The sequence below is a fragment of the Kocuria sp. genome, assembly GCF_030530945.1.
Taxonomy (GTDB): domain Bacteria; phylum Actinomycetota; class Actinomycetes; order Actinomycetales; family Micrococcaceae; genus Kocuria.
Genome location: NZ_JAUMTZ010000001.1, coordinates 125,196 through 144,535, shown reverse-complemented (window position 1 = coordinate 144,535; position 19,340 = coordinate 125,196). Strand labels below are relative to the sequence as shown.

The window sequence follows — 19,340 nt, the reverse complement described above, 5'->3', positions numbered from 1 at the left end:
GCCACCCGGGGGGGGGGGGGGGGGGCGGGGGGACGGGTGGGGCACGGGGTCCGGTAGCGGCACGGGGCAAGGGCCCCGAGAGGGGCACCGTGGTCGATCCCAGTGCCCGGTGGGTAGCCTGGGTCACGTGACTCTCTCCCAGACCCCCTTCCCCGCCCCCTCCGGTTCCGAGTGGTGGCGCGACGCCGTGATCTACCAGGTGTACCCCCGGTCCTTCAAGGACTCCAACGGGGACGGCATGGGCGATCTGGGCGGCGTCACCCAGACGCTTCCCTACCTCGCGCGCCTGGGCGTGGACGCCGTGTGGCTCTCCCCCTTCTACCTCTCGCCGCAGCACGACGCCGGCTACGACGTCGCGGACTACCGCACCGTGGATCCCCGCTTCGGCTCGCTCGAGGACTTCGACCGGATGCGGGAAGAAGCTCACCGCCTGGGGCTGAAGATCATCGTGGACCTGGTGCCCAACCACACCTCCGAGGACCACGAGTGGTTCCGGGCGGCGCTGGCCTCCGAACCGGGTTCCCCGGAGCGCGCCCGCTACATCTTCCGCGAGGGCACCGGGGAGAACGGAGAGCTGCCCCCCAACAACTGGAAGTCGCTCTTCGGCGGCCGGGCGTGGACCCGCGTCCCGGACGGCCAGTGGTACCTGCACCTCTTCGACTCCTCGCAGCCGGACCTCGACTGGGAGAACCCCGAGGTGTGGGAGGAGTTCCGCGCCATCCTGCGCTTCTGGCTGGACCGCGGGGCGGACGGCTTCCGCGTGGACGTGGCCCACGGCATGGTCAAGGCACCCGGCCTGCCGGACTGGGACGAGCAGGTCCACATGGTGGAGGGCACGGGCACCTCTTCCGACGACGCCGCCGTTCCCGCCTCGGACGGCACCGGCCCCGCCGCTCCCGGGCCGGAGACGGTGGGCGCCGAGCAGGCCACCACCTTCCCCGAGGACTCCGCCTCGGACACCGCCGGAACCCCCGCTCTCGGGCCCGAGACGGTGGGCGCCGAGCAGGGGGCGGCCTCCGGCGCGGAGGGCGCGGGCGGCGTCGCTCCCGGGGCCGGTGGCGGGTCTGCGAACACCGAGAAGACCATGGACACCGGCCCGTACTTCGACCAGGACGGTGTGCACGAGATCTACCGGGACTGGCACCGGGTGCTGGAGGAGTACCCCGGGGACCGGATGCTGGTGGTCGAGGCGTGGGTGGGCCCCCCGCAGCGGCTGGCCCGCTACGTGCGCCCGGACGAGGCGCAGCAGGCGTTCAACTTCGACTTCCTGGTGGCGGGGTGGCACCGGGACCGGGTGCGGGACGTCATCGACGTCTCCCTGCGCGCCAACTACGAGGTGGGCGCGCCGTGCACGTGGGTGCTCTCCAACCACGACACCGTGCGCCACGCCTCCCGCTACGGGCTGTCCTCGCGCACCGCGTACCCGAACGGCATCGGCGCGCAGGACGAGCAGCCCCACCACGGCCAGGGCCTGCGCCGGGCCCGCGCGGCCGCGCTGGTGGAGCTGTCCCTGCCCGGCTCCGCGTACGTGTACCAGGGTGACGAGCTGGGCCTGCCCGAGCACACCGAGCTGCCGGACCACGCCCGCCAGGACCCCACGTTCCACCGCACCGGGGGAGCCGAGCTGGGGCGCGACGGCGCCCGCGTCCCCCTGCCCTGGTCTCCCGCGGGCGCGGGGCTGGGTTTCGGACCGGAGCCGTGGCTGCCGCAGCCGGACTCCTTCAGCGAGATCACCGTGGACCACCAGGAGGGTGATCCGCAGTCCACACTGAACCTGTACCGCCGCGCCCTGCGGCTGCGGAGGGAGCTGGAGCTGGGAACCGCGGACTTCGCGTGGCACCCGCTGAGCGAGGAGTCGGACGGGGTGCTGGCCTACGTGCTCACCACCGGAACCGGCCGCCGCGTGCTGATGGCCACGAACCTCGGGGAGACCGCGGTGGGATTCGAGGAGCTCTCAAAGGCCGAGCTGCTGCTGGCCAGCGGCCAGGAGGCCGTGGTGAACGACCAGCTCAGTGTGGACAGCGCGGTGTGGCTCGAGCTCTGAGCCGCCGCAGCCGCTCAGCGGGCGGGGGCGGCGGAGCAGTGGGTCCGCAGCCAGGAGTCTGCGGGCGCCAGCGCGGTGCGCACCCGCACGGCCTCGGTGGGCTGCAGGGTGTCCCCGGCCTCGGCCAGGACCTTCCGGGCGTCCTCGAACGCGGGACGGGTGGCGCCGGGAAAGCGGCCCTGCACCCGGGCGAGGGACTCGCGGGCCTTGTCCAGGGCGTCGTCGTCCTGCTGCTCCTTCTCCTCCTGGTCCGTGAGGGGGAGCAGCTCGAGGGCGCTGAGGGCCTCGGCCACGTCGAAGCACGAGTTCGTGTCCGCCGGTGCCTCCGAGGTGTCGGAGGTGGGGGTGGGGGTCACGGAGGACAGCTCGATGGCGGTGCCCTTGCCCTGCTGGGCGCAGCCGGTGAGCGCCCCCGAGAGAGCAAGGACCGCGAGCGCCGCGAGCGCCCGTCTGGGCTGTGTCATGACCGCCGTCTCCCCGTTCCTCACCCGCCGGGCACCCGTTCTGCGGGGATCCGGTGGGGCCCGTGTGTCACCCGCCGCGGTTCGGCGGGATGCCCGGTGGTGAGAGCGCGCAGCCCTCGACCGCTGTCCACGGTAGGGCCGCAACCTCGGCGCGGGCTGGGGGTCGGGTGCGAGGTGCTCGTGCACGGCACCCGGAGATGAGAAGAACCCCCGCGTGTAGAAGCCACGCGAGGGTTCAGTGGCTCCGACCGGCGTCGATCCGGTGACCTTACGATTTTCAGTCGTACGCTCTACCAACTGAGCTACAGAGCCAGGCAGACCAGCCGGGTGAACCCGGGATGATATGCCGCGACGGCGCGAAAAGTTGCCTTTTCATCGCCGCCTGAGCGACCCTGACGGGACTTGAACCCGCGACCTCCGCCGTGACAGGGCGGCGCGCTAACCAACTGCGCTACAGGGCCTTGGTTGTTTCCAACGAGAGAATATCCTAGCAGGTCGAACGCCTCTTCGTGCAAATCGTGCGTCCTGCGGTCTCCCGAACGGAAAACGTACCCCCAACGGGATTCGAACCCGTGCCGCCGCCGTGAAAGGGCGGTGTCCTAGGCCGCTAGACGATGGGGGCCAGAACATCGTCCGCGGGGTGCCTGGGCGCCATCGGACGGTGGACCTCCAGTAGCTTAGAGGGAAACCGTCCCCGCGTACAAACGCGCCATGATATGGCACACCGCGTCCGCGGCGCACCCTCAGACGGCCACGTCCGGACGGTCCTGCAGCCGGGGATCCTCGAAGCGCGGGACGATCATCGCGGGTCCCGTGCAGTTGTGCAGCACCCCCTGGGACGTTGAGCCCAGGAGCATTCCCGTGAAGCCACCGCGACCACGGGTGCCCGTGACCACGAGCTGGTTCTGCGCCGAGCACGCCACCAGTGTGTCGATGGGCGCGCCGTCCACGAGCTCGCCGGTGATCTCCAGCCCCGGGAAGTGGCTCCGCAGCCACGCCACGCAGGCGTCGAGCGCGGCGCGAACCTCCCCGCGCAGGTCGTCGAAGTCCACGGGGGAGGGCAGCCAGGCGTAGGAGGCGTTCTCGGCGGGAGCGGCGCACACCACGTGCAGCGGGACCCCCAGCTGCTCGGCCTCGTCCGCGGCCCACAGCATGGCGGAGCTGGCGTGCCCGGAGCCGTCCGAGCCCACGGTCACGCCGTCCACGAACGCACCGCGCCGACTCACGTTCTCGCTCAACCGGTAGTCCGTGCCCCACTGCAGGGGGATGATGCCCACGGGGCAGTGCGCATGGGCGGGCACGGCGGTGGAGACCGAGCCCAGCAGCCGCCCCAGGAAACCGCCGCGTCCGCTCGAGCCCAGGACCAGCAGCTGGGCGCCCCGGCTGAGCTCCACGAGCACCCCGGAGGGGTCCCCGGCCTGGACCGTGGAGCGGACGTCCACGTCCAGCTCCGCCACGCGGCGCCGGGCGTCCTCGGCGAGGTCCGCGACGGCGCGGCTCAGGGCGGCGTCGTCGAACGCGGCGTAGCCCACGTCGAAGGTGGAGCCGCCGACCATGGGGAGCGTGTAGGCGGTGACCACGTGCAGGGGTGCCCCGCGGCGGCGGGCCTCCCGCGCGGCCCAGTGCAGGGCGCCCAGGCTCTGCTCGGAGCCGTCCACTCCCACGACGATCTCGGCGTCACGTGCGTTCATGGCATTCCCTCCCGGGCCGCGGCTTCCTACTTCCAGCCTAGTCTCGCGGCCCCCTGGTGGCACGGGCCCCGGCGCCCGGGGACGGTGAGATGATGGTGCCGTTCGGACCGCGGACGACGACGCCCCGGCACCTCCCGCGCGCACCGCACGCGCCAGCACGGACGGCTCCGGCGCACACCGCACCGGTCCCCGTGGCGGTGGGGTGGCCGCGGCGAGCCGGACCAGCACCCACAGGGGTCCCCGGGCCCCGGAACGGAGACGAGCCGTGAGCAGACGTGCAGCACCCGAGCAGCCCATGACGGCCCAGGTCAGGGCGCGCACGTGGCGGTCCTGGGGTGGGAACCTCACCGCCGAGCCCGCGGCCGTGGTCCGCCCCGCGGACTCGGACCAGGTGCTGCGGGTGCTGGAGGAGGCCGCGGGCGCGGGGTTGACCGTGCGCCCCGCGGGGTCCGGCCGCAGCTGCGCCCCCCTGGTGCCCACGGAGGACGTCCTGCTGGACACCTCCGCCCTCTCGGGACTGGTGTCCGTGGACGAGGAGCGGCAGCGGGTCACGGTGTTCGGGGGCACCACGCTGCAGGAGCTCAACCTGGTCCTGGAGGAGCGCGGACTCGCCCTGGCCAACCTGCCGGACTCCTCCAGCATGACCGTGGCGGGGGCGATCGCCACGGGAACCCACGGCACGGGGCTGGGGCAGCCGTCGCTGGGCGCACAGGTGGTCGGCGTGAGCATCGCGACTCCCTCCGGGGAGCTCGCGTCCTGCTCGGAGACCCACCGCCCGGACCTGCTCGAGGCCGCCCGCGTTCACCTGGGCGTTCTGGGCGTTCTCGTGAGCGTCACGCTCCAGTGCGTGAGCGCCTTCCGGCTGCACTGCGCGGAGTTCCGCGAACCGGTGGCGGGACTCGTGGACACCCTGCAGGAGCGCATGGCCGGCGCGGACCACGTGGAGTTCTCCTGGATGCCCGGCTCCCCCGCGGCGCACACCCGCGTGCTCAGCCGCCTGCACCGCCTCCCGGAGGCCTACACCCGTCCGGCATCCCCGGTCTCCCGGGCGTTGCGCCGCGCGGACGACGCCGTCCTGCGCACCTCCCTGACGGCCGGACTGGGCCGCGCGGGGTCCCTGGTGCCCCGGGCCGTGAGCGGGCTGAACCGGATCGGGTCCCTGGCCGTGAGCTCCCGGCGCTACACGGACGTGTCCTACCAGGTGTTCACGGTGGCGCGGCCGGTGCGCTACGTGGCCACCGAGTACGCGCTGCCCCTGGAGAACACCGGCGCCGCGTTCCAGGAGCTGCGCACCCTGGTGGAGACCCACGGGTACGACCTCTCCTTCCCCGTGACCCTGCGCTGCTCCCCGCCCGACCGCGGCCTGCTCTCCCCCGCCGCGGGCAGGTACACGGGGTGGATCGCCCTGCGCCAGTACGGAAAGCGGCACGGGCCGAGCTTCCTCACCGAGGCCGAGCGGATCCTGGTGGACCACGGCGGGCGGCCCCACTGGGCCATGCTGCACACGCGCACCGCCCAGGACCTCGCACCGCAGTACCCCCGCTGGGACGAGTTCCTGGCCGCCCGGGCGGAGCTGGACCCCCAGGGGCTCCTGCTCAACGAGCACACCCGGACCCTGCTGGGGGTCTGAGGCCCGGGACGCGGAGTCCACGAACCGGCGACCCCGGGAGGCCCAGGCTCCGCGGAAGGCCCGGAACAGCACGACGCGGGGCGTGGAACCGGGTCAACCGGTCCCACGCCCCGCGTCGTGGCGAGTGCGCCGGCGGCGGGCTACTGCCCCGCGCCGGCGCGGGAGACGGAGATCATCTCCTCCCGCTCCACCACCTTGACCCGCTCACGCGGGTTGCCCTGGGCGTCCTGGGAGGCCTGACCGAGGCCCTGCTCGTACTCGTCCAGGGCGAGCCAGCCGTCCCAGGTGGTGTACTGCACGCCGCGCCCGTCCAGCAGGTCCACCACGGCTTGCGGGTCAGGGGAGTCCGGGTCCGCGAGCGCCGCGCGGTCCTCCACCAGGTGGGTGACGGTCTCCAGCGCGTCCGACTTGGTGGCGCCGATCAGCCCCACGGGTCCGCGCTTGATCCAGCCGGTGGCGTACACGCCGGGCATCGGGGAGCCGTCGGCCTCGACCACGCGTCCCTCCTGGTTGAGGATCACGCCGCGCTCCGGGTCGAAGGGCAGCTCCGGGAGGGGCGAGCCCAGGTAGCCGATCGCGTGGTAGACGGCCTGCACCGGGAACTCGGTGTACTCGCCGGTGCCCGTCACGGAGGCGTCGCCGTTCAGCCGGGTGCGCTCCATGCGGATGGCCCGGACCCTGCCGTTCTCGTCCCCGAGGATCTCATCGGGGGTCTGCAGGAAGTGCAGGTGCAGGCGGCGGGACGCGGTCTTGGGGGAGTCGTCCTCGCGCCACTTCTGCAGGGTCTTCATCATGACCTTGGTCTGGTTGTTCTCCGCCATGGCCCGCTCGGACGCCTCGTCGAACTGGAAGTCCTCGTCGTAGACCACGATGTCCACGTCCCGGGACTTGGCGAGCTCCCGCAGCTCCAGGGGGGTGAACTTGATCTGCGCCGGGCCGCGCCGGCCGAAGATGTGCACGTCCGTGACCGGGGACTTCTGCAGCCCCTCGTACACGTTCGCGGGGATCTCCGTGACCAGCATGTCGTCCGCGTGCTTGGAGAGCACCCGCGCCACGTCCAGCGCCACGTTGCCGTTGCCGATGACCGCGATCTCCTTGGCCTCCAGCGGCCACGTGCGGGGGTAGTCCGGGTGGCCGTCGTACCAGGCCACGAAGCGGGCGGCGCCGTAGGAGCCGTCCAGGTCCGCGCCGGGAATCTGCAGCGGGGCGTCGTTGACGGCGCCGGTGGCGAAGATCACGGCGTCGTAGTGGGTGAGGAAGTCGCCCAGGGTCAGGTCCTTGCCGTACTCCACGTTGCCGAAGAACCGGATGTCGCCGCGGCTGAGGATGGAGCGCAGCGCCGTGATGATGCCCTTGATGCGGGGGTGGTCCGGGGCCACGCCGTAGCGGATCAGCCCGAACGGAGTGGGGTAGCGGTCGAAGAGGTCCACGCTGACCTCGAGCTCGCCCTCCCGGACCGCCTCGGTCTTGGTGAGCATGTCCGCGGCGTAGATGCCTGCCGGGCCCGCTCCGATCACGGCAACGCGCAGCGGACGCGGGGAGTCGTTGGATGTCACGGTCGCAGTTCCTTTCGACGCGCACGCGCGGATCGCGTGCTGGCGGGGACTGTGACCAACGGTAGTGACCTCAGGTCAGTCCTGCCTAACCTCGGGGCCCGCCAGCGGTGGGCGGTGGGCGCCCCGGGGGCGGGAGGGCGGCGTCGGCGTAGTATTTCTACACAAACACCCCACCCGTTTCCCCGGTGCCCCGTGTGCACCCGCCCGTGAGGATCCGCATGTCGTCACCCACCCCGCCCACCACTCGCAGCGAACCCCGCGGCGGGCTGGACCGCTTCTTCTCCATCACCCGGCGCGGGTCCACGGTGGGCCGCGAGGTCCGCGGCGGCCTGGCCACGTTCATCGCCATGAGCTACATCGTGGTGCTCAACCCGCTGGTGCTGGGCTACGGCCCGGACGCCGCCGGGAACATCCTGGGCGGCGAGCGCGTGGCGGCCGTGACGGCCCTGGTCGCCGGGGTCATGACCATCCTCATGGGTGTGTGGGCCAAGTCCCCGTTCGCCATGGCCGCCGGGCTGGGGGTCAACGCGTTCCTGGCCGTGACCATCGCCACCACCCCCGGCCTCACGTGGCCGCAGGTCATGGGCCTGGTGATCTGGGCCGGCGTGATCATGGTGGTCCTGGTGCTCACCGGGTTCCGCACCGCCGTGTTCAACGCCGTGCCGGACTCGCTGAAGACCGCCATCGTGGTGGGCATCGGCCTGTTCGTCGCACTCATCGGCTTCGTGAACGCCGGGTTCGTCACACGCACCCCGGACGCCGCGCACACCACCGTGCCGGTGGGCCTGGGGCACGGTGGCGAGCTGTTCGGCTGGCCCACCCTCACGTTCGTGGTGGGCCTGCTGCTCACCGTGGCGCTGGTGGTGCGCAACGTGCGGGGCGGGATCCTGATCTCCGTGGTGCTCACCACCGTGCTGGCCCACGTGCTGGAGGCCGTGGTGCCCTCCGGCTCCTCGGTGGACAGCCCCCACGGCTGGTCCCTGGTGGTGCCCACCACGCCGGACGCCCTGTTCGCGCTCCCGGACCTCTCCCTGATCGGCAACGCCGCTCCCCTGGACGCCTTCACGCAGCTGGGCGGGATCGCGAGTGCGCTGCTGGTCTTCGCCATCCTGCTGTCCATCTTCTTCGACGCGATGGGCACCATGGTGGGCCTGTCCCAGCAGGCCGGTCTGGTGGCCGAGGACGGGCAGATCGAGAACGTGGACCGCGTGCTGCTCGTGGACGCGCTGGGGGCCGCCGCCGGTGGCGCGGGTTCCGTGTCCTCCAACCAGATCTTCGTGGAGTCCTCCACGGGTGTCGCCGAGGGCGCGCGCACCGGACTGGCGAACGTGGTCACCGGCGTGCTCTTCCTGGCCGCCATGTTCGTCACCCCGCTGGTCAACGTGGTGCCCTTCGAGGCCGTGGCGCCCGCCATGGTGGTGGTGGGCTTCCTCATGGCCAGGAACGTGGTGAACATCGACTGGGAGGACTGGGGCGTGGCGGTCCCCGCGTTCCTCACCTTCGCGGTCATGCCGTTCACGTACTCGATCGCCAACGGGATCGGCGCGGGCTTCGTCTCCTACGTGTTCATCCGCCTGGTCCAGGGCCGCGCCAGGGACGTGCACCCGCTCATGTACGTGGTGGCCCTGGCGTTCGTGGCGTTCTTCGGCATCGGCGTGATCGAGGGCTGGGCCGGCTGACCCCGCCCTCAGGCCGCGTCCGGCCCCTCCGGCACCGGGTCCGCGGGCTTGTCGTGCCACGGCTGGTCCGGTCCCACCAGCTCCCGGCACCAGGCCGTGTCCTTGTACTGGGCCGGCAGGGAACCGCCCAGCAGCTCACGGCCCAGCGCGGCGGCGTCGGCGGAACCGGCCGCGGGCAGCGGGGCGTGTGAGGCCGCGAGGACCACGTTGCCGTAGCGGCGGCCCTTGAGCATGGCAGGATCCGCGACCGCGGCCACGTGCTCGAAGACCTCCAGCAGCGCCGCGAGCTCCGCCCGCGTGCCCTTGAGGTTGCGGGTGTCCCCCACGTTCAGCAGGTACAGGCCGCCCGGCGCGAGCACCCGGTCCACATGCCGGGCGAACTCCACCGTGCGCAGGTGCCCCGGGGTCTGCTCCCCCGCGAAGACGTCGCGCAGGACCAGGTCCCGGGAGTCCTCCGTGAGGGACTCCGTGACCGCGCGCGCCTCACCGGGGCGGATCCGCAGCAGCGGCGCGCGGGGCAGGTCCAGCCACTCGCGCACCAGGGTGGCCAGGGCGGCGTCGAGCTCCACAACCACCTGCCGGGCCTGCGGGTAGCGCCACGCGAGGTAGCGGGCCATGGTGCACGCACCGCCGCCCAGGTGCAGCACGCGCAGCGCCGTGGCGTCCAGGTGCGCGGAGACGTGCTCCTCCAGCACCGTGGAGAACCAGCGCATGTACTCGAACTCCAGCTGGTCCGGGCGGTCGGGCACGATGTGCGAGGACGGCACCCCGTTCACCCGCAGCACCCACGCGCCGGGCACGTACGGGTCCCGTTGCAGCTCCACCGTGCCAGTGTCCGTGTCCCAGGTGCGCTCCACGAGCCCGGGAGCGTCCGACGACGCCGCCGCACCCGCTTCCCCGCGCCCGTCCCGCCTGGTGCTCTTGCCGTTCTTCTTACGGCTCACGAGAGGTGGGGAGCGCTCGGGCCCTGCCTCACGGGCGGTCCGCGCCGGAGGGGGCTCCGGCCGTGTCCCCGGAGCCGGCGGAGGCGTGCCCGGCCGCGCCGTCGGGGCTGCCGGAGGTGATGCCGCGGCGCTCCTGCGAGCGGCTCAGCTCGTGATGGGACAGTGCCGACTCCAGGCGCTCGAGCTTGCCGGTCAGCTCACCGGTGTGGCCCGGGCGGATGTCCGCCTTGAGCACCAGGGAGACGCGCGGACCGTACTCGGCCACGGCGGCGGTGGCCTCCTTGACCACGGCCATGCACTCGTCCCACTCACCCTCGATGGTGGTGAACATGGAATCGGTGCGGTTGGGCAGACCGGACTCGCGCACCACGTGCACGGCGGCGGCCACGGCGTCGTGCACCGAGGCGTCCGGGTTGTCCCCACCGCTGGGGGAGACTGAGAAGGCGACCAGCATGTGACCAGTGTGGCACCGGCACCCCCGGAGCGCGACCCCCGGCACGGGGTGTGGAGTTCATAGACTGGGGGCACCACCGCAGGACCACGCAAGGGAGCACGTTCCATGACACAGGGCATCTACATCTCCGCCATGACTCCGCTGAGCGGCAAGACGCTGGTGGCCCTGGGCCTGGCGGACACCATGTTCAAGCGCACGGACGCGCTGGGCTTCTTCCGCCCGGTGCACGACGGCGCCACCCCGCAGGAGGACTCCGTCCTGCAGCTCATGAAGCGCACCTTCGACCTGCCGGACTCCCGGTGCCGCGGCGGGGTGTCCCTGGAGCGCACCCGGGAGATCCTGGCCTCCGGGGAGCACGACGAGCTCGACTCCGAGGCCGTGTCCGTGTACGCGGAGATGGCCCGCGAGTGCGACGTGATCCTGGTGGACGGCACGGACCTGCTGGCCCACAACGCGGTCACCGCCGAGTTCGACCTCAACGCCCGGCTGGCCAACGACATGGGCTGCTCCGTGGCCGCCGTGATCAGCGCCCACGACTCCGAGCGGGTCAAGGACGTGGTGAACGCGATCGACGTGACCCGCACCGAGCTGCGCCAGGCGGGGTGCGACATCTACGCCGTGATCGTGAACCGCGCGGACCCCTCCCAGGTGGAGCAGATCCGGCGCGAGGCCAAGCCGGGCGACCACAACCTCCCGGCGTACGTGATCCCGGAGATTCCCGCCATCTCCAACCCCACCGTGGCCGAGCTCGTGGACGCGCACGGCTACGACACGGATGTCAACGCCGGTTCCCTGGACCGTGACATCAAGGCCGTGAAGGTGGCCGCCATGACCGCGGGCAACTTCCTGGACCAGATCGCGGACGGGGACCTGGTGATCACCCCCGGTGACCGGACGGACGTGGTCTCGGCGACCCTGGCGTCGTCGTTGGCGCCCACGCTGCCCGCCCCGGCGGGCATGCTGCTGACGGGCGGCTTCCGGCCCACCGGCGCGGTGGCGTCCCTGCTCAGTGCCGCGCCGTTCCCCGTGCTGAGCACCGGGCAGGACACGTTCACCACCGCGCAGGCCGTGGCCGGCACCCGCGGCACGCTGGCGGGGGCCCACTCCCGCAAGATCGCCGCGGCGCGTGGGGCCTGGGCCGAGCACGTGGACAGCGACGAGCTCTCCGGGCGCCTCACCCTTCCGCGCCCGGTCCGGCGCACCCCGCTGCGGTTCCTGCACGAACTCGTGGAGTCCGCGCGGGCGCACCGCAAGCACATCGTGCTCCCCGAGGGCGAGGACCCCCGGATCCTGCGCGCGGCCGAGATGATCCACCGGCGCAACTTCTGCGACCTCACCGTGCTGGGTGAGCCCGACACCGTGCGCGCGCTCGCCCGGTCCGAGGGCATCGACCTGGACTTCGACGCTGACGGGCTGACCCTGGTGGACTTCCAGCACGACGCCGCCCTGCGGGACCGGTACGCGGACGAGTACGTGCGGCTGCGCTCGCACAAGGGTGTGACCAAGGAGCAGGCGCTGGAGCGCATGACGGACGGCTCCTACTTCGGCACCATGATGGTGCAGCTGGGGGACGTGGACGGCATGGTCTCCGGCGCGGCGCACACCACCGCGAACACCATCCGCCCCGCCCTGGAGTTCGTGAAGACCCGCGAGGGCGTGAACATCGTCTCCTCCGTGTTCTTCATGCTCCTGGCGGACCGCGTGCTGGTCTACGGCGACTGCGCGGTGAACCCCAACCCGGACGAGCGCCAGCTCGCGGACATCGCCCTGGCCTCCGCCCAGACCGCCCGCGAGTTCGGCGTGGACCCGCGCGTGGCCATGCTCTCCTACTCCACCGGCGGCTCCGGCTCCGGAGAGGACGTGGAGCGGGTGCGCGCGGCCACCGAGCTGGTGCGCGAGTCCCACCCCGACTTCGAGGTGGAGGGCCCCATCCAGTACGACGCCGCCGTGGACGCCTCGATCGCCAAGTCCAAGCTCCCGGGCTCCCACGTGGCGGGCCAGGCCACCGTGTTCGTGTTCCCGGACCTGAACACCGGCAACAACACGTACAAGGCCGTGCAGCAGTCCGCAGGCGCCGTGGCCGTGGGCCCGGTGCTCCAGGGGTTGCGCAAGCCCGTGAACGACCTCTCCCGCGGGTGCACGGTGGACGACATCGTGAACACCGTGGCCATCACGGCGATCCAGGCGCAGACGCTCTGACGCGGGGTGGCCGGGCGCTGACATGCCGCGCCCGGCCATTTCAGCGCCCGGTCACATCAGCGCCGAGGTCAGACGGAAGACGCTGTTGAGGTACCGCTCGCCCAGGCCCCGCTGCTTCCACTGCTCGGCGGTCAGCACGGTGGAGGCGTCCCGGTACCGCTGGGCGAGCTCTTCCAGCTGCGGCACCATGTCCCCGCCGAAGGAGATCAGGCTGATCTCGTAGTTCAGGCCCATGGAGCGCATGTCCATGTTGGAGGAGCCCATCACGGACATCTCCCGGTCCACGAGCATGAACTTGGTGTGCAGCACCATGGGGCTGCGGTAGCGGTGGATGACCACACCGGCCTCGAGCAGCGCCTGGTAGTAGGACGCCTGCGCGTGGCCGACCATGAACTGGTCCGCCTTCTCGCTCGTGAACAGCTCGACCTTCACGCCCCGGTACGCGGCCGTGGTCACCGCCGCGAGCAGGGACTCGTCCGGGATGAAGTAGGGGCTGCAGAGCACCAGGCGGTCCGTGGCGGCGTCGGCCATGGCGGCGAAGAGCCGCTCGTTGGGCCGGGTCTCGAAGCCGGGACCGGAGGGCAGCAGCTGCATGTAGTTCCCCGAGCCCTCCGGACCCGTCACGGGCACCGCCGAGTGCGAGGGCACGAAGTCCTCGGCCATGAGCCGCTCACCCGTCTCGCTGTACCAGTCCACCGCGAAGACCGCCTCGATCTCCTCCGTGATCTCGCCGGTCAGCCGCGTCATGACGTCCACCCAGTGGCGGCCGATCTCCTGGTTCTTCTTCGACAGGTAGCTGGAGTCGATCATGTTCTGGCTGCCCATGAACGCGATGTTCCCGTCCACCACCACGAGCTTGCGGTGGTTGCGCAGGTCCGGGCGGCGCCACTGCCCCCGCAGGGGACGCAGCGGCATCATGAGACGCCACTGGAACCCGGCGGCGTCGAACCGTCTGCCCAGGTCCCTGTACCCCGGGTACTTCCGCGAACCCAGCTGGTCCAGCAGCACCCGGACGACGACGCCGCGGCGCACCGCGCGCTCGAGCGCCTCGAAGAACGGCGCCGTGGTCTGGTCCCAGGCCATGATGTAGACCTCCACGTGCACGTAGTCGGTGGCCGTGTCCACGGCCTCGGCCATCGACGCGATGGAGGCGTGCTCCTGCGGCAGCAGCTCCACGTTGACGCCCGTGACGCACGGCAGGCCCGTGAGCCGGCGGTTCATGTGGGTGAAGGACTCCAGCCAGCGTGGCGGGGCGGCCTCGTCCGGGAGGTCCGGGTACTCTTCCAGCCCCTCGGTGAGGCTCCTGTTCGCCTCCTGCTGGATGCGGTACCGCCGCCCGTGCACGAACGGGCTGCCCAGCATGAGGAACAGCGGCAGACCCACCACGGGCAGCACCAGGATGATCATCAGCCAGGCGTTGGACGATGACGGCCTGCGGTTCTCCGGGACCACCCCGATCGCGACGATCTTGATGCCGTAGTCGATGACCAGGTAGGCCACCGTGCCGACCGTCGTCCAGTCCATGTGAGCTCCAATGCGCCGAGGGACACGTGGCACTCATCGTAGGCCGCCCGTCCCCCGGCCCGGCGCGGCACGGTGCCCGCGCGCTCCGTGCCGGGCTGTGGAGCGTCGTCGCGGGCCCCGGGCCACCCTGCGTGAGACCATCGAGGTGGTCACCCTGCCCGCCGATCCCAAGGACAACGCCATGCTCGTGCTCGTCGTCAACTGCGGTTCCTCGTCCATCAAGTACCAGGTCCGGGAGGTCGTGCCGGCGGGCGAAGAGCCTCAGGCGTACACGTCCTCGATGCCCGCGATCAACGAGAACGTGACCCTGGACCGGGCCACCGCCGGGGTGGAGGGCGGAGAGGTGGTCACCAAGGGTCTGATCGAGAACATCGGGACCTCCGAGATCGAGAACCACACGCAGGCCCTGGAGATCCTCGCGCAGCGCCTGGACGAGGAGCTCGGCGGACGCACCATCGACGCCGCGGGCCACCGCGTGGTGCACGGCGGCGAGCGCTTCTCCGCGCCGGTGCTGGTGAACAACGAGATCATCCGCGCCATCGAGCGCCTGGCCCCTCTGGCCCCGCTGCACAACCCGGCGCACGCCCTGGGGCTGCGCGCCATCCAGAAGACCTACCCGGGGATGCCGCAGGTCTGCGTGTTCGACACCGCGTTCCACCGCACCATGCCGGAGAAGGCGTGGCGCTACGCCGTGCCGGAGGAGTGGTACACCATGCACGGGATGCGCCGCTACGGGTTCCACGGCACCTCCCACGACTACGTCACGGGCAAGGCGTGCGAGTTCCTGGGGATCCCCCGCGAGCAGTTCAACGCGGTGGTGACCCACCTGGGCAACGGCGCGTCCGCCACCGCGATCCGCAACGGCCAGTCCTTCGACACCTCCATGGGGTACACGCCCCTGGCCGGGCTGGTGATGGGCACCCGCAGCGGCGACCTGGACCCCTCCGTGGTCACCGCCATGCTGGAGCGCAACCCGCAGCTGACGGCCAAGGAGCTGGACCGGATCCTCAACAAGGAGTCCGGGCTCGAGGGGATCTGCGGGGACTCGGACATGCGGGCCGTCCAGCAGCACGCCGACGCCGGAGATCAGCGGGCGCAGCTGGTCCTGGACATGGCCGCGTACCGGCTGGCCAAGTACGTGGGTGCCTACCACGTGGCCGTGGGCGGCGCGCAGGCGCTGCTGTTCACCGCCGGGATCGGGGAGAACTCCCCCGCGTTCCGCGCCCTGGTCTGCGACCAGCTCGGTGCGCTCGGCATCACCCTGGACCCGGAGCTCAACGAGCACACAGAGGGGGACGTGACCCGGATCAGCGCACCGGGTTCCGCGATCGAGGTCCTGGTGGTCGCCACGGACGAGGAGCGGGCCATTGCCGAGGCCACCGCCGCCCTGGTGTGGGAGCGCGTGGGGCAGTGACCACCGGGGAGCTGGTCACCGGTCACCGGTGACCAGCTTCCCGGTCACCGGGTCCTGGTGACCGGCTCCTGCGCGGACCACGGGAAGACGATCCACTCGTCCGTGGACTTCCAGGAGAAGTCGGGGCGGACCTCCGAGCGGGGCTTCTCGTAGATCACCGCGGAGCGGCACTCGGCGCCGTAGCCGCGCAGCAGCTCCAGCACCAGGGCCAGGGTGCGCCCGGAGTCCACCACGTCGTCCACCACCAGGACCTTCTTGTGGTCGATGGACTCGGTGTCCAGCATGGGGGCCAGCAGCACGGGGTCCGGGAGGGTCTCGTGGACGTCCGTGTAGAACTCCACGTTCACGGCGTCGGAGAGCTTCACGCCCATCGCGTAGGAGAGGGCGCCGGCGGGCAGCAGGCCGCCACGGGCCACCGCGATGATGATGTCCGGAACGAACTCCGAGTCCACGATCTGCTGGGCCAGCTCCCGGCTGGCGGTGCCGAAACCCTCCCAGGTGAGGATTTCCTTGGTGTCCAGTTCGGTGGAGTCCGCGTGAAAGGCCATTCCCGTAGGGTAGTCGGTTCCCGGCGCGGCCGGGCGCATGACCGTTCCAACCAGTCCGAGTCTCTGACGGCACACACGCCCACGTGGCGCCCGCAGCGTCGAGTGGGCGCCGTCGTCGTCGGCTCAGGTGTTGGATCCGTGGGCGTCCTCGAACGAGAAGGCGGGGTGGTCGAGACGCCACGTGACCACCGCGACGACGGTTGTCATCCCGGCGAGCGAGGCCAGGGCGGCACCGCTGGGAACCGCGTGCAGAACGGCTCCGCCGAGGGCCGCCCCCACGAGAAAGCCCGCATACGTCACGGCCTGGGACACCCACACCCACCTCTGCACACCTGCCAGGTGCAGTGCAACGCCCTGCCCCAGCTTCACCAGGGTTCCGGTGACGTAGGACAGCGGCATAACCACCTGGTTGTCACGGCTGATGGAGGTGTTCAGCGCCCCCAGACCCAGGGCGAGCGCCAGAACGGGCGCCACCCCGAAGACCGCGCCCGAGTCGTTGGTCAACGCGTCGACCGCCCAGGCCCCGTAGGTGGCTGCCGCCGTCACGAGCGTCGCACCATGGCTGGCCTTGCGCCACAGGAACACCCTGGCCAGGGTGGCCAGCACCACACCCAGCACGAAGAACAGGACCGTGGCCAGCGCACTGATTCCCAGCAGATGGTTGGTCTTGTAGTGCTCCAGGACCATCCGCTCGGTGTTGCCGGTCATGAACGTGACGTACCAGCCCTCCGTGTGGGTCCACGCCGCAGCTCCGATGGTCCCCGCCAGCGCGGCCAGGACGATTCCGAGGGCCATCTCCCGTCTGTCGTGGTATGGGCCGAGTGCAGGATGGGTGTGGGACAACGAGAGTGGACCTTCCTGTCTGCGCCGCGCCGAAGACTGGCAGCGGCGCGCGGGGGCGTCGAAGCGTGACAGTCTTGCGGACGGAAGACTTTCCCGCCACCTGGCACGGTGTCCGCCCTGCGCCCGCAGACACCGGACCGGGGCTGAGCGGGTTCGGGGCGCGCTCCCCGGGTGCCTACACTGCTGAGCAGAGCACACGACCGTCACCGCACTTGCGGCGCACCCCGAGGAACCCATGAGCAGCAGCGCAGCGTCCGTCCGCCACTACGAGCGGGCAGCGCGCCCGGAGGACGAGCGGCTCGGCGCGGGGCGGACCGTGGTGTACGCGGTCCAGCACATCCTCACGATGTACGGCGGTCTCATCGCGGTCCCGCTGGTGGTCGCCAGTGCGGCGGGGTACGACTCCGCCACCACCGCCCTGCTCGTGGCCGCCGCCCTCTTCGTGGGCGGCTTCGCCACGTTCCTGCAGGCCTGGGGGCTGCCGCGGATCGGGTCGCAGCTGCCGCTGGTGCAGGGGGTGTCCTTCACGGGGATCGCCACGATGCTCTCGGTGCTCGCCACCGGCGGCGGGATCCAGTCCGTGATGGGCTCCATCATCGTGGCCTCCGTGTTCGGCTTCCTGGTGGCCCCCTTCTTCGCCCGGGTGCTGCGCTTCTTCCCGCCGGTGGTGACGGGCTCGATCATCACGACCATCGGCATCACCCTGGTGCCCGTGGCGGCGTCGTGGTCCATGGGCGGGTACACCAAGGCCGCCGACTACGGCGGGCTCGCGAACATCGGCCTGGCCGGGTTCACGCTGCTCGCGGTGCTGCTGCTCTCCAAGTTCGGCGGCGCGGTGCTCTCCCGCCTGGCGATCCTCGTGGCGATCGTGCTCGGCACCCTGCTCGCGTGGGTCACGGGCATGGCGGACTTCTCCGGGGTGGGCGACGGCGCGTGGGTGGCCCTGCCCTCCCCGTTCCACTTCGGTGCCCCCACGTTCCACCTGGCGGCGATCGTGGCGATGGCCATCGTGATCCTGGTGAACATGGCGGAGACCACCGCGGACATCTTGGCGCTGTCCGAGATCACCGGCTCACGCATCGACTCGGCGCGCATCGCGGACGGGCTGCGCGCCGATATGCTCTCCTCCGCCGTGGCGCCGGTGTTCAACTCTTTCACGCAGACCGCGTTCGTGCAGAACGTGGGCCTGGTGGCCATCACGAAGGTCAAGAGCCGCTACGTGGTGGCCCTGGGCGGCGTGTTCATGATCCTGCTGGGCATGCTGCCCGTGCTGGGCCGGGTGATCGCGGCCATCCCCCTGCCCGTGATGGGAGGCGCAGGGTTCGTGCTGTTCGGCACGGTGATGTCCTCCGGCATCCGCACCCTGGCACGCGTGGACTACCGCGGCGGCATGAACCTGATCATCGTGGCGGTGTCCCTCTCCTTCGGGATGGTCCCCATCGTGGCGCCGGACTTCTACGCCGCGTTCCCCTCCTGGGTGGGCATCATCTTCTCCTCCGGCATCTCCTCCGCCGCCGTGGCGGCACTCGTGATGAACTTCTTCTTCAACGAGCTCAGCACGCACCGGCACTCCACGGAGGCCATGGGCATGGGCGCCGTGGGGCTGCGCGTCCTGTCCCCGCGGGAGGCCGGTGCCCTGCAGGACGGCGACCAGTTCGTGGACGGCCGCCTCATGGACGCCCGGGGCCGGGAGGTCCCCTTCGCCTCGTCCCAGGAGCAGTACGAGTCGGTCCGCGAGCGCATCAACGCGGGCGAGCTGACCTCCCTGGACGACATCCGCCGCGCCCTGGACGACTAGCGCACGACGCCGCCGCGTCCCCTCCCCGCTCGAAGCACCCCTCTCCCGCCCCCTCCCCCCCCCCTTACCGCCCCCGCAATTGCTCCGCTGATGCAGATTTCCCGGCTGAAATCGGCAACAACGGAGCAAACGCAGCGGGGTGTGCGGGGGTGCGGGGTAGGGGGCGGGGTAGCCGGGCGGGATCGGTAGGGGGAGCCGGTCAGCTCAGCGCCGCACCCGGTGGTAGGCCGCCGCCACGTCCTGCGCCCGGGGAAGGGCCAGGTGGCCCGGGTGCCCGCGGTGGTGGGCGAGGGCGTCCAGGCCGTCGCGGGCGACGCGGTCCAGGGCGTCCTCGACGAGCCGCGTCAGAGGGGTCTGCCCGTCCGCGGTGCGCTGGACCTCGTCGAGCAGCCGCGCGACCGCCTCCGTCTGGGAGGGGTCCACGAGCTGGGTGAGCGCGGAGACGTCCACGTCCTCCCGGCCGAGCTGGATGGTGTCCAGGCCCCTGGCGCGCGCCGGCTTCTCACGGTCCCCGCGTCGGCCGGAGCCGTGTCCGGAACCGGCGCCGTGGCC

The 19,340-nt window shown here is 71.5% G+C and carries 13 protein-coding genes, 3 tRNA genes and 2 pseudogenes; 6 read left to right on the top strand and 12 right to left on the bottom strand.

All coding sequences use genetic code 11. The features are described from left to right. Nucleotides 1-127 precede the first annotated feature (127 nt). Nucleotides 128-2,044, top strand: coding sequence for a glycoside hydrolase family 13 protein (locus tag Q4A22_RS00645; RefSeq protein WP_303176601.1), 1,917 nt, complete (start codon nucleotides 128-130; stop codon nucleotides 2,042-2,044). 14 nt (nucleotides 2,045-2,058) lie between these two features. Here the strand turns inward: Q4A22_RS00645 and Q4A22_RS00640 are convergent, their stop codons facing one another. From Q4A22_RS00640 to Q4A22_RS00620, 5 genes are all read right to left on the bottom strand, one after another. Continuing rightward, nucleotides 2,059-2,508 carry a hypothetical protein gene (locus Q4A22_RS00640; RefSeq protein WP_303176600.1) on the bottom strand — a complete coding sequence of 150 codons (450 nt, stop codon included), beginning with the start codon at nucleotides 2,506-2,508 and terminating at the stop codon, nucleotides 2,059-2,061. A gap of 239 nt (nucleotides 2,509-2,747) precedes the next feature. Continuing rightward, nucleotides 2,748-2,820 (bottom strand) — tRNA-Phe (locus Q4A22_RS00635). Between the two features lie 75 nt (nucleotides 2,821-2,895). Continuing rightward, a tRNA-Asp gene (locus Q4A22_RS00630) sits at nucleotides 2,896-2,969 on the bottom strand. An 88-nt stretch (nucleotides 2,970-3,057) separates the two neighbouring features. Continuing rightward, nucleotides 3,058-3,130 (bottom strand) — tRNA-Glu (locus tag Q4A22_RS00625). 121 nt (nucleotides 3,131-3,251) lie between these two features. After that, nucleotides 3,252-4,199, bottom strand: coding sequence for a universal stress protein (locus Q4A22_RS00620; protein WP_303176599.1), 948 nt, complete (start codon nucleotides 4,197-4,199; stop codon nucleotides 3,252-3,254). Nucleotides 4,200-4,464: 265 nt separating this feature from the next. On the opposite strand from Q4A22_RS00620, the gene Q4A22_RS00615 reads away from it, so the two are divergent. After that, nucleotides 4,465-5,829, top strand: coding sequence for a D-arabinono-1,4-lactone oxidase (locus Q4A22_RS00615; protein WP_303176598.1), 1,365 nt, complete (start codon nucleotides 4,465-4,467; stop codon nucleotides 5,827-5,829). A 140-nt stretch (nucleotides 5,830-5,969) separates the two neighbouring features. Here Q4A22_RS00615 and Q4A22_RS00610 read toward each other — a convergent pair whose 3' ends face one another. Next, the gene (locus Q4A22_RS00610) at nucleotides 5,970-7,385 is read right to left on the bottom strand and encodes an FAD-dependent oxidoreductase (protein WP_303176597.1); all 1,416 of its coding nucleotides are present in this window, start codon (nucleotides 7,383-7,385) and stop codon (nucleotides 5,970-5,972) included. Nucleotides 7,386-7,603: 218 nt separating this feature from the next. Between Q4A22_RS00610 and Q4A22_RS00605 the strand changes: the two genes are divergently transcribed. Further along, entirely contained in the window at nucleotides 7,604-9,064 is a 1,461-nt protein-coding gene (locus tag Q4A22_RS00605; RefSeq protein WP_303176596.1) for an NCS2 family permease, read from the top strand. An 8-nt stretch (nucleotides 9,065-9,072) separates the two neighbouring features. On the opposite strand, the gene Q4A22_RS00600 is transcribed toward Q4A22_RS00605, so the two are convergent. Further along, nucleotides 9,073-10,008, bottom strand: a complete 936-nt coding sequence (locus tag Q4A22_RS00600; protein WP_303176595.1) for a spermidine synthase — start codon at nucleotides 10,006-10,008, stop codon at nucleotides 9,073-9,075. A 160-nt stretch (nucleotides 10,009-10,168) separates the two neighbouring features. Next, nucleotides 10,169-10,462, bottom strand: a pseudogene (locus Q4A22_RS00595) (MTH1187 family thiamine-binding protein); the annotation flags it as partial. A gap of 105 nt (nucleotides 10,463-10,567) precedes the next feature. Here Q4A22_RS00595 and pta point away from each other — a divergent pair. Next, a complete protein-coding gene (gene pta, locus Q4A22_RS00590) occupies nucleotides 10,568-12,661 on the top strand; it encodes a phosphate acetyltransferase (RefSeq protein ID WP_303176593.1) in 2,094 nt (697 codons plus the stop codon). Nucleotides 12,662-12,712: 51 nt separating this feature from the next. On the opposite strand, the gene cls is transcribed toward pta, so the two are convergent. Next, nucleotides 12,713-14,185, bottom strand: coding sequence for a cardiolipin synthase (cls, locus tag Q4A22_RS00585; protein ID WP_303176592.1), 1,473 nt, complete (start codon nucleotides 14,183-14,185; stop codon nucleotides 12,713-12,715). A 181-nt stretch (nucleotides 14,186-14,366) separates the two neighbouring features. Between cls and Q4A22_RS00580 the strand changes: the two genes are divergently transcribed. Then, nucleotides 14,367-15,599: an acetate/propionate family kinase gene (locus Q4A22_RS00580; RefSeq protein WP_303176944.1), complete on the top strand. Its 1,233-nt coding sequence runs from the start codon at nucleotides 14,367-14,369 to the stop codon at nucleotides 15,597-15,599. A 44-nt stretch (nucleotides 15,600-15,643) separates the two neighbouring features. Here Q4A22_RS00580 and Q4A22_RS00575 read toward each other — a convergent pair whose 3' ends face one another. Then, nucleotides 15,644-16,147: a phosphoribosyltransferase gene (locus Q4A22_RS00575; protein ID WP_303176591.1), complete on the bottom strand. Its 504-nt coding sequence runs from the start codon at nucleotides 16,145-16,147 to the stop codon at nucleotides 15,644-15,646. Between the two features lie 123 nt (nucleotides 16,148-16,270). Then, a complete protein-coding gene (locus tag Q4A22_RS00570; RefSeq protein WP_303176590.1) occupies nucleotides 16,271-16,942 on the bottom strand; it encodes a YoaK family protein in 672 nt (223 codons plus the stop codon). 283 nt (nucleotides 16,943-17,225) lie between these two features. Between Q4A22_RS00570 and Q4A22_RS00565 the strand changes: the two genes are divergently transcribed. Continuing rightward, nucleotides 17,226-18,788: a nucleobase:cation symporter-2 family protein gene (locus Q4A22_RS00565; protein ID WP_303176589.1), complete on the top strand. Its 1,563-nt coding sequence runs from the start codon at nucleotides 17,226-17,228 to the stop codon at nucleotides 18,786-18,788. A gap of 204 nt (nucleotides 18,789-18,992) precedes the next feature. Here the strand turns inward: Q4A22_RS00565 and Q4A22_RS00560 are convergent. Continuing rightward, nucleotides 18,993-19,340 (bottom strand): annotated as a pseudogene (locus Q4A22_RS00560) (hypothetical protein); the annotation flags it as partial.